15 protein-coding genes and 1 pseudogene are annotated in these 15145 nt (G+C 68.1%); 8 read left to right on the top strand and 8 right to left on the bottom strand.

The window, feature by feature from the left end; genetic code table 11:
- Positions 1-99: 99 nt before the first annotated feature.
- Genes J5F18_RS17355 through J5F18_RS17345 form a run of 3 tightly spaced genes read left to right on the top strand, consistent with a single transcriptional unit; the run spans position 100 to position 2481 of the window.
- A complete protein-coding gene (locus J5F18_RS17355; protein WP_346299785.1) occupies positions 100-1062 on the top strand; it encodes an ABC transporter substrate-binding protein in 963 nt (320 codons plus the stop codon).
- A complete protein-coding gene (locus J5F18_RS17350) occupies positions 1059-1820 on the top strand; it encodes an ABC transporter permease subunit (RefSeq protein ID WP_346299784.1) in 762 nt (253 codons plus the stop codon). The genes J5F18_RS17355 and J5F18_RS17350 overlap by 4 nt, the downstream gene beginning before the upstream one ends.
- Positions 1813-2481, top strand: coding sequence for an ATP-binding cassette domain-containing protein (locus tag J5F18_RS17345; RefSeq protein ID WP_346299783.1), 669 nt, complete (start codon positions 1813-1815; stop codon positions 2479-2481). The genes J5F18_RS17350 and J5F18_RS17345 overlap by 8 nt, the downstream gene beginning before the upstream one ends.
- A 99-nt stretch (positions 2482-2580) precedes the next feature.
- On the opposite strand, the gene J5F18_RS17340 is transcribed toward J5F18_RS17345, so the two are convergent.
- Genes J5F18_RS17340 through J5F18_RS17320 form a run of 5 tightly spaced genes read right to left on the bottom strand, consistent with a single transcriptional unit; the run spans position 2581 to position 6792 of the window.
- The gene (locus J5F18_RS17340; RefSeq protein WP_346299782.1) at positions 2581-3387 is read right to left on the bottom strand and encodes an ABC transporter permease; all 807 of its coding nucleotides are present in this window, start codon (positions 3385-3387) and stop codon (positions 2581-2583) included.
- Positions 3384-4112, bottom strand: a complete 729-nt coding sequence (locus J5F18_RS17335) for an ATP-binding cassette domain-containing protein (protein WP_346299781.1) — start codon at positions 4110-4112, stop codon at positions 3384-3386. Before J5F18_RS17335 ends, J5F18_RS17340 begins: the two co-directional genes overlap by 4 nt.
- Positions 4109-5092 (bottom strand): PQQ-dependent catabolism-associated beta-propeller protein, encoded by a 984-nt coding sequence (locus J5F18_RS17330; protein ID WP_346299780.1) that lies wholly within the window; start codon positions 5090-5092, stop codon positions 4109-4111. The genes J5F18_RS17335 and J5F18_RS17330 overlap by 4 nt, the downstream gene beginning before the upstream one ends.
- Before the next feature lie 49 nt (positions 5093-5141).
- Positions 5142-6341, bottom strand: a complete 1200-nt coding sequence (locus J5F18_RS17325) for an ABC transporter substrate-binding protein (protein WP_346299779.1) — start codon at positions 6339-6341, stop codon at positions 5142-5144.
- Positions 6342-6396: 55 nt separating this feature from the next.
- The gene (locus tag J5F18_RS17320; protein ID WP_346299778.1) at positions 6397-6792 is read right to left on the bottom strand and encodes a copper-binding protein; all 396 of its coding nucleotides are present in this window, start codon (positions 6790-6792) and stop codon (positions 6397-6399) included.
- A 287-nt stretch (positions 6793-7079) separates the two neighbouring features.
- Here J5F18_RS17320 and pedF point away from each other — a divergent pair, with 287 nt between their 5' ends.
- The 5 genes and pseudogenes from pedF (at position 7080) to adhP (ending at position 13559) form a co-directional block, all read left to right on the top strand.
- Complete coding sequence (gene pedF, locus J5F18_RS17315; protein WP_346299777.1) at positions 7080-7568, top strand: cytochrome c-550 PedF; 489 nt, start codon at positions 7080-7082, stop codon at positions 7566-7568.
- Between the two features lie 64 nt (positions 7569-7632).
- A complete protein-coding gene (locus tag J5F18_RS17310; protein ID WP_346299776.1) occupies positions 7633-8613 on the top strand; it encodes a transporter substrate-binding domain-containing protein in 981 nt (326 codons plus the stop codon).
- Between the two features lie 339 nt (positions 8614-8952).
- On the top strand, positions 8953-10734 hold the full coding sequence (locus tag J5F18_RS17305) for a PQQ-dependent methanol/ethanol family dehydrogenase (RefSeq protein ID WP_346299775.1): 1782 nt from the start codon (positions 8953-8955) through the stop codon (positions 10732-10734).
- 213 nt (positions 10735-10947) lie between these two features.
- Positions 10948-12397 (top strand): annotated as a pseudogene (locus J5F18_RS17300) (aldehyde dehydrogenase family protein).
- A gap of 133 nt (positions 12398-12530) precedes the next feature.
- Entirely contained in the window at positions 12531-13559 is a 1029-nt protein-coding gene (gene adhP / locus J5F18_RS17295) for an alcohol dehydrogenase AdhP (RefSeq protein WP_346299774.1), read from the top strand.
- Positions 13560-13641: 82 nt separating this feature from the next.
- On the opposite strand, the gene J5F18_RS17290 is transcribed toward adhP, so the two are convergent.
- The 3 genes from J5F18_RS17290 to J5F18_RS17280 form a co-directional block, all read right to left on the bottom strand.
- Positions 13642-13881, bottom strand: coding sequence for a hypothetical protein (locus J5F18_RS17290; RefSeq protein ID WP_346299773.1), 240 nt, complete (start codon positions 13879-13881; stop codon positions 13642-13644).
- A 30-nt stretch (positions 13882-13911) separates the two neighbouring features.
- On the bottom strand, positions 13912-14406 hold the full coding sequence (locus tag J5F18_RS17285) for a TlpA disulfide reductase family protein (RefSeq protein ID WP_346299772.1): 495 nt from the start codon (positions 14404-14406) through the stop codon (positions 13912-13914).
- Positions 14399-15145: MerC family mercury resistance protein (locus J5F18_RS17280; RefSeq protein ID WP_346299771.1), on the bottom strand; the 747-nt coding region annotated here is incomplete at its 5' end. The genes J5F18_RS17280 and J5F18_RS17285, both read right to left, overlap by 8 nt.

Genomic DNA, 15145 nt, shown 5'->3' with positions numbered 1-15145 from the left:
ATGCAGCCCCACCTTGGTAGTGGCAGAAGAGGCACCAAAGTACCATTCTAGGGCTCGGGCGGCCTGCCTATGCTGCGGAACATGAAACCGATAATCGTCTTGTTCCGTTTGCTGGGTCTACTGGCCTGGCTGCTCCTCGCTTCCACGGCTCACGCCGGACAATTGCCGGTGCTGAAGCTCAGCGTGCTGCAGTTCGGTACGGCCCACTGGGAGCTGGATCACCTTCAGCGGGAAGGCCTGGATCGCCAGTATGGTTTCGAGCTCGAGGTCAGGCTGGTGGCCAACCTGCCGGCCTCGCGCATCGCCCTCTCCAGCGGCGAGGTCCAGGGTGCCGTGGTGGACCTGACCTGGGCGCAGGCCCGCTATGCCGGCGGCGATGCCTATCGCTACCTGCCCTACTCGGCGCAGATGGGCAATGTGCTGGCCGCCCCCGGCGTGCGAGTCGATGCCGTTGCCGACCTGCGCGGCAAGCGCATCGGCGTCGCCGGTGGCCCCGACAGCAAGGGCTGGATCATTCTCGATGAAGTGGCGAGGCGGCACGACATCGACCTCGCCCGAGAGGCCACCATCCAGTATGCGGCACCGCCCCTCTTGAACCAGGCGCTGCGCCGTGGCCAGCTCGACGTGCTGGTGACCTTCTGGCATTTCGCCGCCGAACTGACCGCGGCGGGGCAGGCCGAGACGGCGCTGAACATGCAGGAACTGCTGGCAACGCTGGGGCTCGAGACCGGCCTGCCGATACTGGGCTACGCCTTCCGCGACGACTGGGCCCAGGCCCACGAAGACCTGCTACGGCGTTTTGCCGATGCCTTGGCCGAGGCCAAGCGGCAACTGGCCGAGGCGCCACACCACTGGCAGGCCATTCGGCCGCTGATGCGCGCGGTGGACGACGATCACTTCGCAGCGCTGCGCGAGGGCTTCATCGAGGGCATTCCCGACCCGCTCGGGGAGCGGCAGGTGAGCGAGCTGCAGCGGCTGCTGGTGCTGACCGGGGCGAACCCGGAGAGGCTGATGCCCGAGCGCCTCTTCTACCGCGCCGAGCCTTCACCGAGGACACCATGAAGGTGCCACCGCTCGCCCATTGGGTCATGCTGCCGCTGCTGGTGATGGTGTGGGCGGTCGCCACCTGGTGGATCGACTCCAGCCTGCTGCCGTCGCCGCTGGCGGTGCTGCAGACGCTGCAGCAGGAGGCGGCCAGCGGCGAGCTGCAGCGCCACCTGACGGTCACCCTGCAGCGGGTGGCCATCAGCTTCGCCCTGGCCATGGCCCTGGGCACGCTGATGGGCCTCGCCATGGGGCGTTCGCCGCTGCTCAATGCCCTGCTCGATCCCCTGCTGGTGCTGCTGCTCAACCTGCCGGCGCTGGTGCTGATCATCCTGCTCTACGTCTGGTTCGGGCTGATCGAGGTGGCCGCGGTGATGGCCGTGGTGATCAACAAGATCCCCAACGTGGCGGTGACCCTGCGGGAGGGGGCGCGCAGCCTGGATCTGCGCCTCGAACAGATGGCCAGCGTCTATCGCTTCAGTACCTGGCAGCGGTTGACCCAGGTGTGGTTGCCCCAGCTGTTTCCCTACCTGATGGCCGCCACCCGCGGCGGCCTGGCGCTGATCTGGAAGATCGTGCTGGTGGTCGAGCTGCTGGGGCGTTCCGACGGCATCGGCTTCCAGCTGCACCTGGCCTTCCAGGTCTTCGACGTGGCCGGCCTGCTGGCCTACAGCCTGGCCTTTATCGCCGTGGTGCAGCTGATCGAGCTGGCGATCCTGCAGCCCATGGAGCGGCGCGCCTCGCGCTGGCGGACCGTCGGAGGGCATCATGCTTGACCTGCGGATCCAGGACGGCACGCATCCCGTGCTGGGTGACATCGCGACCTCGGTGCGTGCCGGCGATCGCATCTGCCTGCTGGGTCCCTCGGGCATCGGCAAGACCACCCTGCTCAATCTGATCGCCGGGCTCGATGCCCGCCGCGAAGGCGTGGCCATCCCCAGGGGGCTGCGCATCGGCTACCTGTTCCAGGAGCATCGCCTGCTGCCCTGGCGCACCCTGCGCCAGAACCTGATGCTGGTGGGCGTACCGGCCAGGGAGGTCGCCGAGCTGCTGGCCCGGGTCGGGCTCGAGGGGTGTGCCGACCGGCTGCCCGACCAGCTCTCCCTGGGCATGGCCCGGCGTGCCGCCCTGGCGCGCTGTCTGGCCGTGGATCCCGATCTGCTGCTGCTCGACGAGCCCTTCGCCTCCCTGGATCCCGAGCGGGCCGAGGCGCTGCAGGGGCTGATCGCGGCGCTGCTGGAGGCGCGTCCCGCCATGGCGATGATCTGCGTCACCCACGAGCGGCGGGATGCCCACCGGCTGGCGAACCGGATCTGGTACCTGGACGGCCGGCCGGCCCGGCTGCACCACGATGCCCCCTTGACCCGCGACGAGGGCGCCGCCACCGCGCTGGACGCTCGCCTGCGCCGCCTCGGCCGCTCCTGCCAGCCGGGCTGATCACGCCGGCGCTTCGGCTATCGGCTGTTGCCGATGCCCAGGAGCCTGTCGGATTTGACCGATCGTCGCGAGGAACACGGATTTCGTAGCAGATCAGCGTTAAGTCCGACAGGCTCCCAGCAGCCGCGTGCGCTGTGGACGGAAGCCGGCGGTGGCCAGGGCCGCGAACAGCAGGGTGACCGCCAGGGTGATGGCGAAGGCCTGGCCGTTCCACTGCAGGTAGAGCGCGAAGCGGATCGCCTCCACCGCGTGGGTGAAGGGGTTGAGCAGGCAGAGCTGGTGGATCCAGGGACTCGCCTCCTGCATGCGCCACAGCGGATAGAGCGCCGACGACAGGAAGAACATCGGGAAGATGACGAAGTTCATCACCCCGGCGAAGTTCTCCAGCTGCTTGACCCAGGTGGCGATCAAGAGCCCCAGGGCGCCCAGCATCAGCGACACCAGCAGCAGGGCGGGGAACACCGCCAGATGGCCCGCCAGCGGCGGCCGGACGCCGACGCCCCAGCGGGCGATCAGCAGGAAGAGATAGACCTGGGCCACCGACACCAGGCCCATGGCCAGCAGCTTGGTCAGCAGCAGGAAGGGCCGGGGCAGCGGGCTCGTCAGCAGCACCCGCATGCTGCCCAGTTCCCGGTCGTAGACCATCGACAGCGCGCCCTGCATGGAGTTGAAGAGGATGATCATGCCGCACAGGCCGGGCACGATATAGGTCTCGTAGGTGATGTAGGTGGGGTAGGGGGCCATGATGGAGACCCCCAGCACGTGGCGAAAGCCGGCGGCGAAGACGATCAGCCACAGCAGCGGACGTACCAGGGCGCTGGCGAAGCGGGTGCGCTGCTGCCAGAACCGCAGCCACTCGCGGCGTTGCACGCCGATGAAGCAATACCAGTAGTGACGCAGGGTCATGGGGAGGTCTCCCGGGTCAGGGCGTGGAAGGTATCGGTCAGCGACCCGCCGCCATGGTGCCGGCACAGGGTGTCCCCCTGGGCATCGGCCAGCAGCCGCCCGCGGTGCAGGATCAGGACATGGTCGGCGGGACGGATCTCCTCGATCAGGTGGGTGGCCCAGAGCACCGTCAGCCGCCGTTCGCGGCACAGGGTCCTGACGTGGGCGTTGAGCGCCTCGCGGCTGTCGATGTCGAGGCCGGCGGTGGGCTCGTCGAGCAGCAGCAGGGAGGGGCGGTGCAGCAGCGCCCGGGCGATCTCCACGCGCCGCCGGTGGCCGCCGTTGAGCCGGCGCACCGTGCGGTTGGCGTGTGCCGCCAGGCCCAGCCACTCCAGCTCTTCCTGGCAGCGCTGGCGTGCCTCGCGGGGGGGGAGCCCGTGCAGGGCGGCGTGGTAGCGCAGGTTCTGGGCCACGCTGAGGTCCAGGTCCAGGGCGTTGTGCTGGAAGACCACCCCAAGATGGCGCATCACCGCCGCGGGCTGGTGCCGCAGCGAGCGTCCCGCCAGGCGCAGGTCGCCCTGCTGCAGCGCCAGCAGGCGGGTCATCAGGCCGAACAGGGTCGACTTGCCGGCCCCGTTGGGGCCGAGCAGCGCATGGAAATGGCCGGAGGCCAGCGCGAAGCTGACCTCCTGCAGGACCGGTTGGCGCCCGTAGCGAAAGCCCAGGGCCTCCGCCTCGACGATCATGACGCCGACCCCGAGGTGATGCGCACGCCCCAGGGGAAGCGGCCCACCTTGATGCTCTTGACCACCTCGAGCCTCTCCACGTCGATCACCGAGACGTCGCCGCTGACGCCGTTGGTGGTCAGCAGGGTCTTCTCGTCCGGGCTCAGCGCCACCTGCCAGACCCGGGCGCCGACCAGCAGGTAGTCGATCACTTCATAGGTCTGGGCATCCACCACGGCAATGTGGTTGGCCGGGCCCAGGGCGACGAAGGCGTAGCGGCCGTCGGAGGTGAGCTGCATGCCCACCGGCTGGACCCGGTCCTGATTGACGCCGGGGATGCGGAAGTCGATGGTGTGGATCTCTTCCAGCGTCTCCACGTCGATGATGTGCACGGTGCCGCCGATCTCCGCCGAGGCCCACAGCAGGGCATCGTCCTGAGTGAACTCCACGTGGCGCGGGCGCGCGCCGATCATGATGTTCTTCTCGATCTCGAAGGTTTCGGTGTTGATCCAGTGCAGCATGTTGGAGGTCTCGCTGGTGTTCACCGCCCAGCGACCGTCGTGGCTCACCCCCATGCCCTCCGGCTCGATGCCGACCTCGATCTGGGCCAGCACCCGCTTGGTCTCCACGTCCAGCACGGTGACGATGGCGTCGTCCTCGTTGGCCACGTAGAGGTGGCGCTGATTGGGATGGAGAGCGATCTGCTCGGGCTCCTCGCCGGAGGGCAGGCGGTCGATCACCCGGCGGGTGGCGAGATCGAGAATCTCCACGGTGTCATCGTCGCCCGCGCAGATGTAGAGCTGGCTCTCGTCTTCGGTCAGCAGAATGCCGCGCGGGCGCTGCCCGACCGGAATGGTATCCACCACCTCCAGACTGGACATGTCGATGACCGAGATGGTGTTGTCTCGCTCGTTGGAGACATAGGCCATGCCGGCGGCCCAGATCGGGGTGGAGAGGCTGAGCATCAGGCCGAGGCCGAGGAGCTTGGGGAAGAGGCGCATGGGGGTATCTCCGTTGTGGTGGTGGTCTCGTCGTGGGGGCGGTCAGGCGTCAGCCGCCGATCCGGCAGGTGCTCTCCGGCTTGTCGTAGCCCAGGGTGTCGAGCTCGGTGTACTGATGCAGGAAACCCTCGAAGGGGGCCATGGCGACCAGGCTGCCCGAGTGGGCCAGCGGCATCGGCTGGCGCAGTTGCCCGTTCCACTGTCGGTAGCTGAGCGAGCGGCCCTTGAAGGCGGCCAGCTCGAACTCATCGCCCAGCAGATACTCCCGCAGCGCCTCCATTTCGCCGCTGCTCAGTCGCGTCACGGCTTCTCCCACGGAGCGCACTGCCGCCCAGGCGGCATAGTCGGTGGAGGTCATGTGGCGCTCTGCCTGGCGCCTGAAGCGGCTCTGAAGCTGGCGGGCGCCATAGGCCTCCACGGCGGGGTGCCAGGCCGAAGGCGCCATGCCCTGGGTGCCGACGACCGGGCGCGGCAGCCAGGTGTTGAAGGGCACGAAGTCCCCGAAGTCGTTCCGCACATCGGCCACCACCACCGCGTCGTAGTCGGGCCCCTGGGTGAACAGCGGCAGCTCCGCGGAGGCGTTGCGCCGCATGTCGGCCTCGAAGGTCCACGCCTTGTCGCTGACGATGTCGAGGGCGAACTTGTCGGCGGAGCGGCGGAAGGCCTCCGCCCAGGCGATATCCTCCTCGGTCGGGCCGGTGATCAGGAACACCTTGCGCCAGCGGCGGAAGTTCAGCCACTGGGCCAGGGCGTCGGTCAGCATGGCGTGGCTGGGCGCGGTGTGCAGCAGGTAGGGGGAGCAGTCGCTGAGGCGCAGCGACACGTCCCGCGCGCCGGCGTTGAAGAGCAGTGCCCGGTTGCCGCTGATGGCGGCCGCCTGACGAAGCGTCTCCGAGGGAACGTTCAGAATCAGGATGTCGACGCCGTCGTCCAGCATCGCCTGCAGAGAATCGAGCAGTGCCTCCTCGTCCTGTGCGGTAATCGCCTCGAGGTGGTAGCCCTGGCCGAGGAAGCGGCCGGTGCTGAGGTTGTCGGCGATCGCCAGCTCTGCGCCCCTGAGTCCCGAATCCTCCGGCTCGGGCACCAACTGGGCCAGCGCCGGGCCGCGGTCGGGCTGCCACTGCAGGTAGCCGAAGCGGATGTCGAGTTCGTCGGCCGGGGCCTGGGTGGAGACGAGCAGGCCGGCCATCACCAGCCCGCCCAAGGCGAGTCGGGCGGGGGGGCAACCGTGTCGTGGGGAGGTCGTCATGGTGAGCTCCTTGGCAGGGTGGCGGGGGCGGGCCGGAGCCGCCCGAGGGGGCGCCTCAGCGCACGATGAAAGTGCCGGTGACGCCGCGCTCCTCGAGGCCCGCGCAGGCCCATTCGTAGGTGCCCGGGCGGATCGGCACGAAGAACAGCTCGGCTTCGCCCTCGCGCTCGAACTCCAGTTCGGTCAGGCTCGGCGCCTTGATCTCCACATGGCCCACCTCGATCTTGCGCAGCCAGGCATTCTTGAAGAAGCCGGGGGCCACCCAGGCGCACTCCTGCATGCCGGTGGCCTCGATCACCAGCCGGTAGGACTGGCCGGTCTCCATCTGGTGTTCGCGCACCGAGACCCCGAGCATGCTCTCGCCGGTGCCGATGACCAGTCGCTCGAGCCGCTCGGGGCGATTGGCCAGGTCGCCGGCGGCCAGGGCCTGGGAATTCTGCTGGTAAGACATGGCGAAGGCTCCGTCGGGAAGGATCGACTCTGTTGTGTGAGCCAGTTCAGCAGCTCGCCCGGTGTCTCGACATGCCACCATGGCGCTCCTTCCCTCATTCCAAGGGCGTACGACCGAGGGGCGAGGGTGGGGGGGGGAAGGAGAAGGAACTAGTACCAAGGGAGGAGCGGGAAGGGGCGTAAAGTGGCGGTGCGGCATCGGCGTTCGACTGCCTAGACTCGAGCCAACCTGCCGTCGGCCACCGGCTCTCGGCACTCCCTGAACGATTCGCCAGACAGGTGACCCCCATGCCTTCCACGACCGCCACCTCATCATCGCCGACCTCTTCCCTGGCCGTTGCCAAGACCGGCCGCCGCGCCCGCTTCGTCGCCGCCGCCTGCTCCGCCCTGCTGCTGCTGGGGGCGGCCGGCCATGTCATCGGGCATGGCGATGTCACGCCCCAGGAGGTCGACACCAAGGGCCTGCCCGACCTGGGCGAGGCGCCGCTGATGGAGAACCCCTTCCGTCCCGGCAACGAGCATGACGAGCACCACGACCTGGCCGTCCAGGTGGGCGAGCGCGGCTACGCCGGCAACTGCGCCGTCTGCCACGGCATCCAGGCCATGTCGGGCGGGCTGACCCCGGACCTGCGCCAGCTCGAGGAGTGGGACGACGAGTTCTATCTGGAGCGTGTCATCAAGGGCACCGAGCGTGGCATGCCCTCTTTCAAGGAGAACCTCGATCAGACGGGCATCTGGGCCATCAAGACCTATATCGAGTCGGTGACGCCGCGCTGATCCGGCGATTTACCGCCCCCTGCGTGAGCGACCGCGCAGGCCTGTCGACAGGAGGAGCATCGTCATGTGGAAGAGTCTGCTGATCGCGCTGGCGCTGTGGGTGCCGCCGGTGGCTTGGGCTGGGGGCTTGTCGCCGGCGGCGCTGGACGTCGCCACGGTGGAGGTCCTGCCCGGTCCCGAGGCGAGTGCCGAGCTGTTCCGGCGCCCGCCGCTGCGCAATCTCGACGAGGTGCTGGATTCGGGCTACCTCAACGTCGGCCTCTACGAGGGGTTTCCCCCCTATGCCTACCGGGACGAGGCGGGAGAGGCCCGCGGCATCGATGCCGAGCTCGGCCGCCTGATCGCCGAGGGGCTGGGGCTCGAGTTCCGCCCCTTCTGGATCACGCCCGCCAGCAGCCTGGGACGTGACCTGGGCAATGCGGTGTCGCGCGGCCACTACCTGCGCCCGACCCAGGTGGCCGATGTGATGCTGCGGGTGCCCTATGATCGCAACTTCTCCTACATGCGCGACTCCACCGGGGAGTACATCAACAAGAGCGTGGTGATGTTCGGCCCCTACCAGCGCGAGCAGTGGGATCTGGCCTTCGATGCCGCCCGCCTCGGCGACACGGCCACCCTGGGCAGCTTCCGTGACCACCCGGTCGGGGCCGAGTACCAGACCCTGCCGGCCACCTACCTCACCGCCACCCTGGGCGGACAGCTGCGGGACAACGTCCGTCACTACCGCAATACCGAAGAGGCCCTCGCGGCCATGGCCCGCGGCGAGATCACCGGGGTGATGGCCATCCGCGGCGAGCTGGAGCACTACCTGGCCCGGTATCCGGAGCACGACTTCCGGCTGGCCGACGCCGTCTTCCCCGGCATCTCCCGCCACCAGTGGGACATCGGCATGGCCATACGCCACAACCATCGCCAGCTTGGGCATGCGGTAGAGGCCCTGGTCGATGGCGCGGTACGCGACGGCAGCCTGGGCGAGATCTTCGCCGCCCATGAGCTCCACTATCACATGCCCGATTTCTATGCCGAGGTGCTCGGCGCCCAGTAGTCGGAGTGATGTCATGACGTGCCTCGGATCACGCCGTGCCTTGGTGGCCGGTGCCAACGACGGAGCGTGATGGCGATATCGCAGGCTTATAGCGCGTAGCAAGGCGCCGCCTCGAGGCGGCACCTTGCCGGCCAATGATGCCTTTCGGGAGCCGGTCAGATGGCCGTCACGTCAGGGAAATCGCCAGGGTCGTACGACCAAGAGAGGAGGGATATCGTTCCTGTTGGCGATGGTTGATGCCCGGAATTTCTACCAGATTGTGAGGCGCAGTATCGCACTTCATGAGTGCTGAACCACGAACAACGTCAACGGCTTATCGCTGCCCCTACGGAGAGCGTCATGATCCACTCTATCCCACTCGGCAAGCTGGCCAGGCCCCTGGCACTGACCAGCCTCGCCCTCACCATTTCCCTGAATGCCCAGGCCGTCACCTTCGAAGAGATGCTCAATGACCACCTGGCCACCGACCGGGTCGTGACCAATGGCATGGGCCTCCACGGACAGCGCTACAGCCCGCTGACCACCCTCAATACCGACAATGTCCATCAGCTCCGTCCGGTCTGGGCCTTCTCCTTCGGTGGCGAGAAGCAGCGCGGCCAGGAGTCCCAGCCGCTGGTCAAGGACGGAGTGATGTACGTCACCGGCTCCTATTCCCGGATATGGGCGGTGGATGCGCGCACCGGCGAGCAGATCTGGCAGTATGAGGCCCGTTTACCCGACGGCATCATGCCCTGTTGCGACGTCATCAACCGCGGTGCCGCCATTCATGGCGACAAGGTCTATTTCGGTACCCTGGATGCGCGGCTGGTGGCGCTCGATCGTGAAACGGGCCGGGTGCAGTGGATCAAGCGGGTCGCCGACTATCAGGCGGGTCACTCCATCACCTCGGCGCCCATCGTCATCGACGGCAAGCTCATCACCGGGGTGGCGGGTGGCGAGTTCGGCGTGGTCGGTACCGTCTTCGCCTTCGATGCCGAGACCGGCGACGAGCTGTGGACCCGGCCCGTGGTGGAAGGCCACATGGGCTATGTCTACGAGAATGGCGAGCCGGTCGAGCACGGCATCACCGGCGGCGAGGCGGGCCAGAGCTGGCCCGGTGATATGTGGCAGCACGGCGGCGGCGCGCCCTGGCTGGGCGGCTTCTACGACGCCGACACCCACAGCCTGCTGATCGGCACCGGCAACCCGGCACCCTGGAACTCCCACCTGCGCCCGGGTGACAACCTCTACACCTCCTCGCGGCTGGCCATCGATCCCGATGACGGCACCATCAAGTGGCACTTCCAGGCCACCCCCAACGATGGCTGGGATTACGATGGGGTGAACGAGGTTATCTCCTTCGAGTATGAGGAGAACGGCGCCACCGTGAAGGCGGCGGCCACCGCGGACCGCAACGGCTTCTTCTACGTGCTCAATCGCGAGACCGGCGAGTTCCTCCACGGCTTCCCCTTCGCCGACAAGATCACCTGGGCCGAGGGGCTGGACGAGACCGGCCGGCCGATCTTCGCCGAGGGGGGACGCCCCGGCGATCCCACCGACAGCGAGGGCGAGCGCGGCGAGTCGGTCATCGCCCAGCCGGCCTTCCTGGGCGCCAAGAACTGGAACCCCATGGCCTACAGTCAGGACACCGGGCTCTTCTACATCCCCTCCAACGAGTGGCTGATGGATATCTGGAACGAGCCGGTCTCCTATCGCAAGGGCGCCGCCTATCTGGGGGCCGGCTTCACCATCCGCCCCGCCAACGACGACTTCATCGGCGTGCTGCGGGCCGTGGATCCGCGCTCCGGGGAGGAGGTGTGGCGCTACGAGAACCGCGCGCCCTTGTGGGGCGGCGCCATGACCACCGCAGGCAACCTGGTCTTCACCGGCACCCCGGAGGGCTATCTCAAGGCCTTCGATGCCCAAACCGGCGAGGAGCTGTGGCACTTCAATACCGGCTCCGGCGTGGTGGCCTCGCCGATCACCTGGGAGATGGACGGCGAGCAGTACGTCTCGGTGGTCTCCGGCTGGGGCGGCGCCGTGCCGCTGTGGGGCGGCGAGGTGGCCGAGGTGATCAAGGACTTCAACCAGGGCGGCATGCTCTGGACCTTCAAGCTGCCGCGTGAATACGCCGAGCACTGACCGCCGTGAGGCATGACGCAGGCCCGCCCCGGCGGGCCTGCGTCGTTTCTGCACCTCTTGCAGACTACGACCAAAGACCCCCACTGCATGACGCCATAGCAGCATGGGACGCCGCCGCGCCCCCCGATAGCCTCTAACACAGGTTCGGTCACTGGACGGCGGGTAGCCGATCACCGAGCCCCCTACATCTCCCCAGCATCAGGAGTGCACGTCATGATCTACGCCAACCCCGGCCAGCCCGGCTCCGTCGTCTCCTTCGACAAGCGCTACGGCAACTACATCGGCGGTGAGTTCGTGCCGCCGGTGCAGGGGCGGTATTTCGACAACATCAGCCCGGTCAACGGCGAGGTGATCTGCGAGATCCCGCGCTCCACCGCCGAGGACATCGAGCTGGCGCTGGACGCCGCGCACGCCGCCGCGCCGGCCTGGGGACAGACCTCGGCCACCGAGCGCAGCAACCTCCTGCTCAAGATCGCCGACCGCCTCGAGCAGAACCTGGAACTGCTCGCCGTGGCCGAGACCTGGGACAACGGCAAGGCGGTGCGCGAGACCCTCAACGCCGATATCCCGCTGGCCGTGGACCACTTCCGCTACTTCGCCGGCTGCATCCGCGCCCAGGAGGGCAGCGCCGCCGATCTCGACGCCAAGACGGTCTCCTACCACTTCCACGAGCCGCTCGGCGTGGTGGGCCAGATCATCCCCTGGAACTTCCCGATCCTGATGGCCGCCTGGAAGCTCGGCCCGGCCCTGGCCGCCGGCAACTGCGTGGTGCTCAAGCCCGCCGAGCAGACCCCGGTGTCGATCCTCAAGGTGATCGAGGTGATCGGCGACCTGCTGCCCCCGGGCGTGCTCAACGTGGTCAATGGCTACGGGGCCGAGGCCGGCCAGGCGCTGGCCACCAGCAAGCGCATCGCCAAGCTCGCCTTCACCGGCTCGACCCCGGTGGGCCAGCACATCCTCAAGTGCGCCGCCGAGAACCTGATCCCCTCCACCGTGGAGCTGGGCGGCAAGTCGCCGAACATCTACTTCGCCGACATCATGCAGGCCGAGCCGGAGTTCATCGACAAGGCCGCCGAGGGCCTGGTGCTGGCCTTCTTCAACCAGGGCGAGGTCTGTACCTGCCCGTCGCGGGCACTGATCCAGGAGTCGATCTACGAGCCCTTCATGGCCCGGGTCATGGAAGCAGTTCGACAAGATCATGTCCTACATGGAGATCGCCCGCCAGGAAGGCGCCGAGATCCTCACCGGCGGCGACAAGGCGAGCGTCGATCCCTCTTTCGAGAAGGGCTTCTACATCCAGCCGACCCTGCTCAAGGGCCACAACAAGATGCGGGTCTTCCAGGAGGAGATCTTCGGCCCGGTGGTGGCGGTGACCACCTTCAAGGACGAGGCGGAGGCGCTGGCCATCGCCAACGACACCGAGTTCGGCCTCGGCGCCGGGGTGTGGAGCCGCGACATCAACCGGGCCTTCCGCATGGGGCGCGGCATCCAGGCCGGCCGGGTGTGGACCAATTGCTACCACGCCTACCCGGCGCACGCCGCCTTCGGCGGCTACAAGAAGTCCGGGGTCGGCCGCGAGACCCACAAGGTGGCCCTCGAGCACTACCAGCAGACCAAGAACCTGCTGGTCAGCTACGACACCAACCCGCTGGGCTTCTTCTGAGCTCCCTGCCGCCCGGGACCACCGGGCGGCACTTCCTCGCAGAACGAAAGGTGGACCACCGCCTGGCTCCCCGGGCGATGACCCTTGAGCCCGACCGGGACTCATGAACCGATCATCAGCAGGAGTGCAAACAATGGACAAGACGATGAAGGCCGCCGTGGTACGCAAGTTCGGTGAGCCCTTGGCTATCGAAGAGGCGGAAACGCCGCGTCCCCAGAGGGGGGAGATCCTGGTCAAGGTGGCCGCCTCCGGCGTCTGCCACACCGATCTCCACGCGGCCCACGGCGACTGGCCGGTGAAGCCCAACCCGCCGTTCATTCCCGGCCATGAGGGCGTTGGCCATATCGTGGCGGTGGGCGAGGGCGTCAGCCACGTCAAGGAGGGCGATCGCGTCGGCGTGCCCTGGCTCTATTCGGCCTGTGGTCACTGCGAGCACTGCCTGGGCGGCTGGGAGACGCTGTGCGAGTCGCAGCAGAATACCGGCTATTCGGTGAACGGGGGCTTTGCCGACTACACCCTGGCGGATGCCGGCTTCGTGGGACGCCTGCCCGATAACGTCGATTTCCTGGAGATCGCCCCGGTGCTGTGTGCCGGCGTGACCGTCTACAAGGGACTCAAGATGACTGACACTCGCCCGGGACAGTGGGTGGTGATCTCGGGCATCGGGGGGCTCGGCCACATGGCCGTGCAGTACGCGCGTGCCATGGGGCTCAACGTGGCGGCGGTGGACATCGACGATGGCAAGCTGGCGCTGGCGGAACGCCTGGGCGCCACGGTCACCGTCAACGCCCTGAAGACCGACCCGGCCGACTATCTGAAGCGCGAGATCGGTGGCGCCCATGGGGCGCTGGTCACCGCGGTGTCACCCAAGGCGTTCGACCAGGGGCAGCGCATGCTGCGTCGCGGCGGTACCCTGGTACTCAACGGCCTACCACCGGGGGACTTCCCGCTGCCGATCTTCGATACCGTGCTCAATGGCATCACCGTGCGCGGCTCCATCGTCGGCACGCGCCAGGACCTGCAGGAGGCGCTGGACTTCGCCGGCGAGGGCAAGGTGAAGGCCACCGTCGCCACCGACAAGCTGGAGAACATCAACGATGTCTTCCAGCGAATGATCGACGGCAAGATCGAGGGGCGAATCGTGCTCGACATGGCCGATTGACGACGCCGGCATGGCGGCGTCGGGGGCGCTTCGGCGCCCCTTTTTTTCATCGCCCTGGGACGTCGCCGCCCGCACGCCGTGGTCACGTCCGCAGGACCAGGTTGCACTCATCCAGGTCCCGAACCAGCTTAGCGAATGGGGTCTTGAGGACCAGCATCTCGCCGTTGGTCATGGTGACGATGGCGCCGGGCTCGTGGCGGGGCTCGTTCTCCGCCTCGGCTTCCGGTCGAATATGCAGGATCTGGTCGATCTGCAGCAGCAGCACATACTCCTGCTCGGTGGTCGGGTAGTCGCTGACGACTTCGATGAATCGATGGCTCATGGTCGCCCCCTGATCATGCGTAGCCTGTCATTAGTGTAGACCTGGCGTCGGGTCGGCTCCGATTTCCTGCAGCAGCCGACCGAGGCGGGCGCCGAGCAGCAGATCCTCCTCGACGCCGAAGTGGCGGTGGCGCAGCCGGCCCCGGGCATCGATCAGCAGGGTAGTGGGGGTGCCCTCCAGCCCCCAGGCGCGCATGGTGCGCGGCAGGGGGTCGCCCGCGGGCCCAGGCGCATCGATGCCGACCGGGAAGGCGTAGCGATGCTCGGCGAGAAAGACCGCCAATGCCTCAGGGCCCATGACGGCGTGATGTTCGAATACCGTGTGCAGACCGAGCACCGTGAGCGGGGCGCCGGCCAGCCCCTGCGCCACCCGCTGGGTCTGGGGGAGACCGTGAAGCACGCAGCCCGGGCAGAGCATCTGGAAGGCGTGGATCAGCACCACCCGGCCGCGCAGCATGCCGAGGTGCAGCGGCGTGTCGACGTTGAGCCAGCGACTGACTTGCAGCGGGGGCAGGGCCTCAGCCATGGTGTCGCGCCTCCAGCCCCAGCACCCGCGCTTCCTGGCGTCGCCGTCGTCGCAGATCCCAGAGCACAGCGCCCCCCAGCAGCACGAAGCCGGCCAGCTCCACCAGGGCGTGGTAGTCGACGAAGAGGGCGTAGAGCACCAGGCCGCCGCCCGCCGCGCCCAGCAGGAGGGGCTGGGGACCGACCCGGTGCCGCAGGCCCGCGACCAGGGCCGCCAGGCTGAGCAGCACGAACAGTGCGATGGTGCCCGCCCAGAGGCCGTCATCCAGGGCCAGGCCGATGCCCAGCAGGGGCAGCAGCGCAACGAGGGCCAGGGTGCCGTAGCAGCTCAGCAGGGCCAGGGCGAGAGCGGCGAGGCCCAGCAGCCCGCGCCGCTGGATCCGCCGCCAGGCGCGTCGGGGATCCAGGCGGTGTCGCCAGCGCCAGGCCCGGGAGGGGGCCGTCTCGCCGCGGCGCATGCCCACCTCGATGGCATGGGCACCGAAGCTGGCCGCCACCTCCCGGGTCTGGGCGCTGGGGCTCAGAGCGAAGTAGTCGTGCTCCCCCAGGATGCGGATCTCCTCGAAGCCCGCCTCCTCGAAGAGGGCCAGCAGGTCCTCCTTCACCGTGGCCCCCACCACGCACTCCACCCAGAGCCTCGGGTCCTCATGGCAGTCCACCGAGACCGGCCGGTGGATCACCACGTCGGCGAGCTGCAGGCGACCGCCCGGCTTCAGCACCCGGACCATCTCGGCCACGGC

The organism is Halomonas sp. BM-2019, assembly GCF_017584085.1.
Note: the sequence above shows the minus strand (reverse complement) of the source record. Positions and strands in the feature narration are given on the sequence as shown.

What these genes read in the sequence shown, in the direction of transcription:
- J5F18_RS17350 (WP_346299784.1), top strand. Translation starts at nt 1,059, where the DNA reads ATGAAGGTGCCACCGCTCGCCCATTGGGTCATGCTGCCGCTGCTGGTG.
- J5F18_RS17345 (WP_346299783.1), top strand. Translation starts at nt 1,813, where the DNA reads ATGCTTGACCTGCGGATCCAGGACGGCACGCATCCCGTGCTGGGTGAC.
- J5F18_RS17340 (WP_346299782.1), bottom strand. Translation starts at nt 3,387, where the DNA reads ATGACCCTGCGTCACTACTGGTATTGCTTCATCGGCGTGCAACGCCGC.
- J5F18_RS17335 (WP_346299781.1), bottom strand. Translation starts at nt 4,112, where the DNA reads ATGATCGTCGAGGCGGAGGCCCTGGGCTTTCGCTACGGGCGCCAACCG.
- J5F18_RS17330 (WP_346299780.1), bottom strand. Translation starts at nt 5,092, where the DNA reads ATGCGCCTCTTCCCCAAGCTCCTCGGCCTCGGCCTGATGCTCAGCCTC.
- J5F18_RS17325 (WP_346299779.1), bottom strand. Translation starts at nt 6,341, where the DNA reads ATGACGACCTCCCCACGACACGGTTGCCCCCCCGCCCGACTCGCCTTG.
- J5F18_RS17320 (WP_346299778.1), bottom strand. Translation starts at nt 6,792, where the DNA reads ATGTCTTACCAGCAGAATTCCCAGGCCCTGGCCGCCGGCGACCTGGCC.
- pedF (WP_346299777.1), top strand. Translation starts at nt 7,080, where the DNA reads ATGCCTTCCACGACCGCCACCTCATCATCGCCGACCTCTTCCCTGGCC.
- J5F18_RS17310 (WP_346299776.1), top strand. Translation starts at nt 7,633, where the DNA reads ATGTGGAAGAGTCTGCTGATCGCGCTGGCGCTGTGGGTGCCGCCGGTG.
- J5F18_RS17305 (WP_346299775.1), top strand. Translation starts at nt 8,953, where the DNA reads ATGATCCACTCTATCCCACTCGGCAAGCTGGCCAGGCCCCTGGCACTG.
- adhP (WP_346299774.1), top strand. Translation starts at nt 12,531, where the DNA reads ATGGACAAGACGATGAAGGCCGCCGTGGTACGCAAGTTCGGTGAGCCC.
- J5F18_RS17290 (WP_346299773.1), bottom strand. Translation starts at nt 13,881, where the DNA reads ATGAGCCATCGATTCATCGAAGTCGTCAGCGACTACCCGACCACCGAG.
- J5F18_RS17285 (WP_346299772.1), bottom strand. Translation starts at nt 14,406, where the DNA reads ATGGCTGAGGCCCTGCCCCCGCTGCAAGTCAGTCGCTGGCTCAACGTC.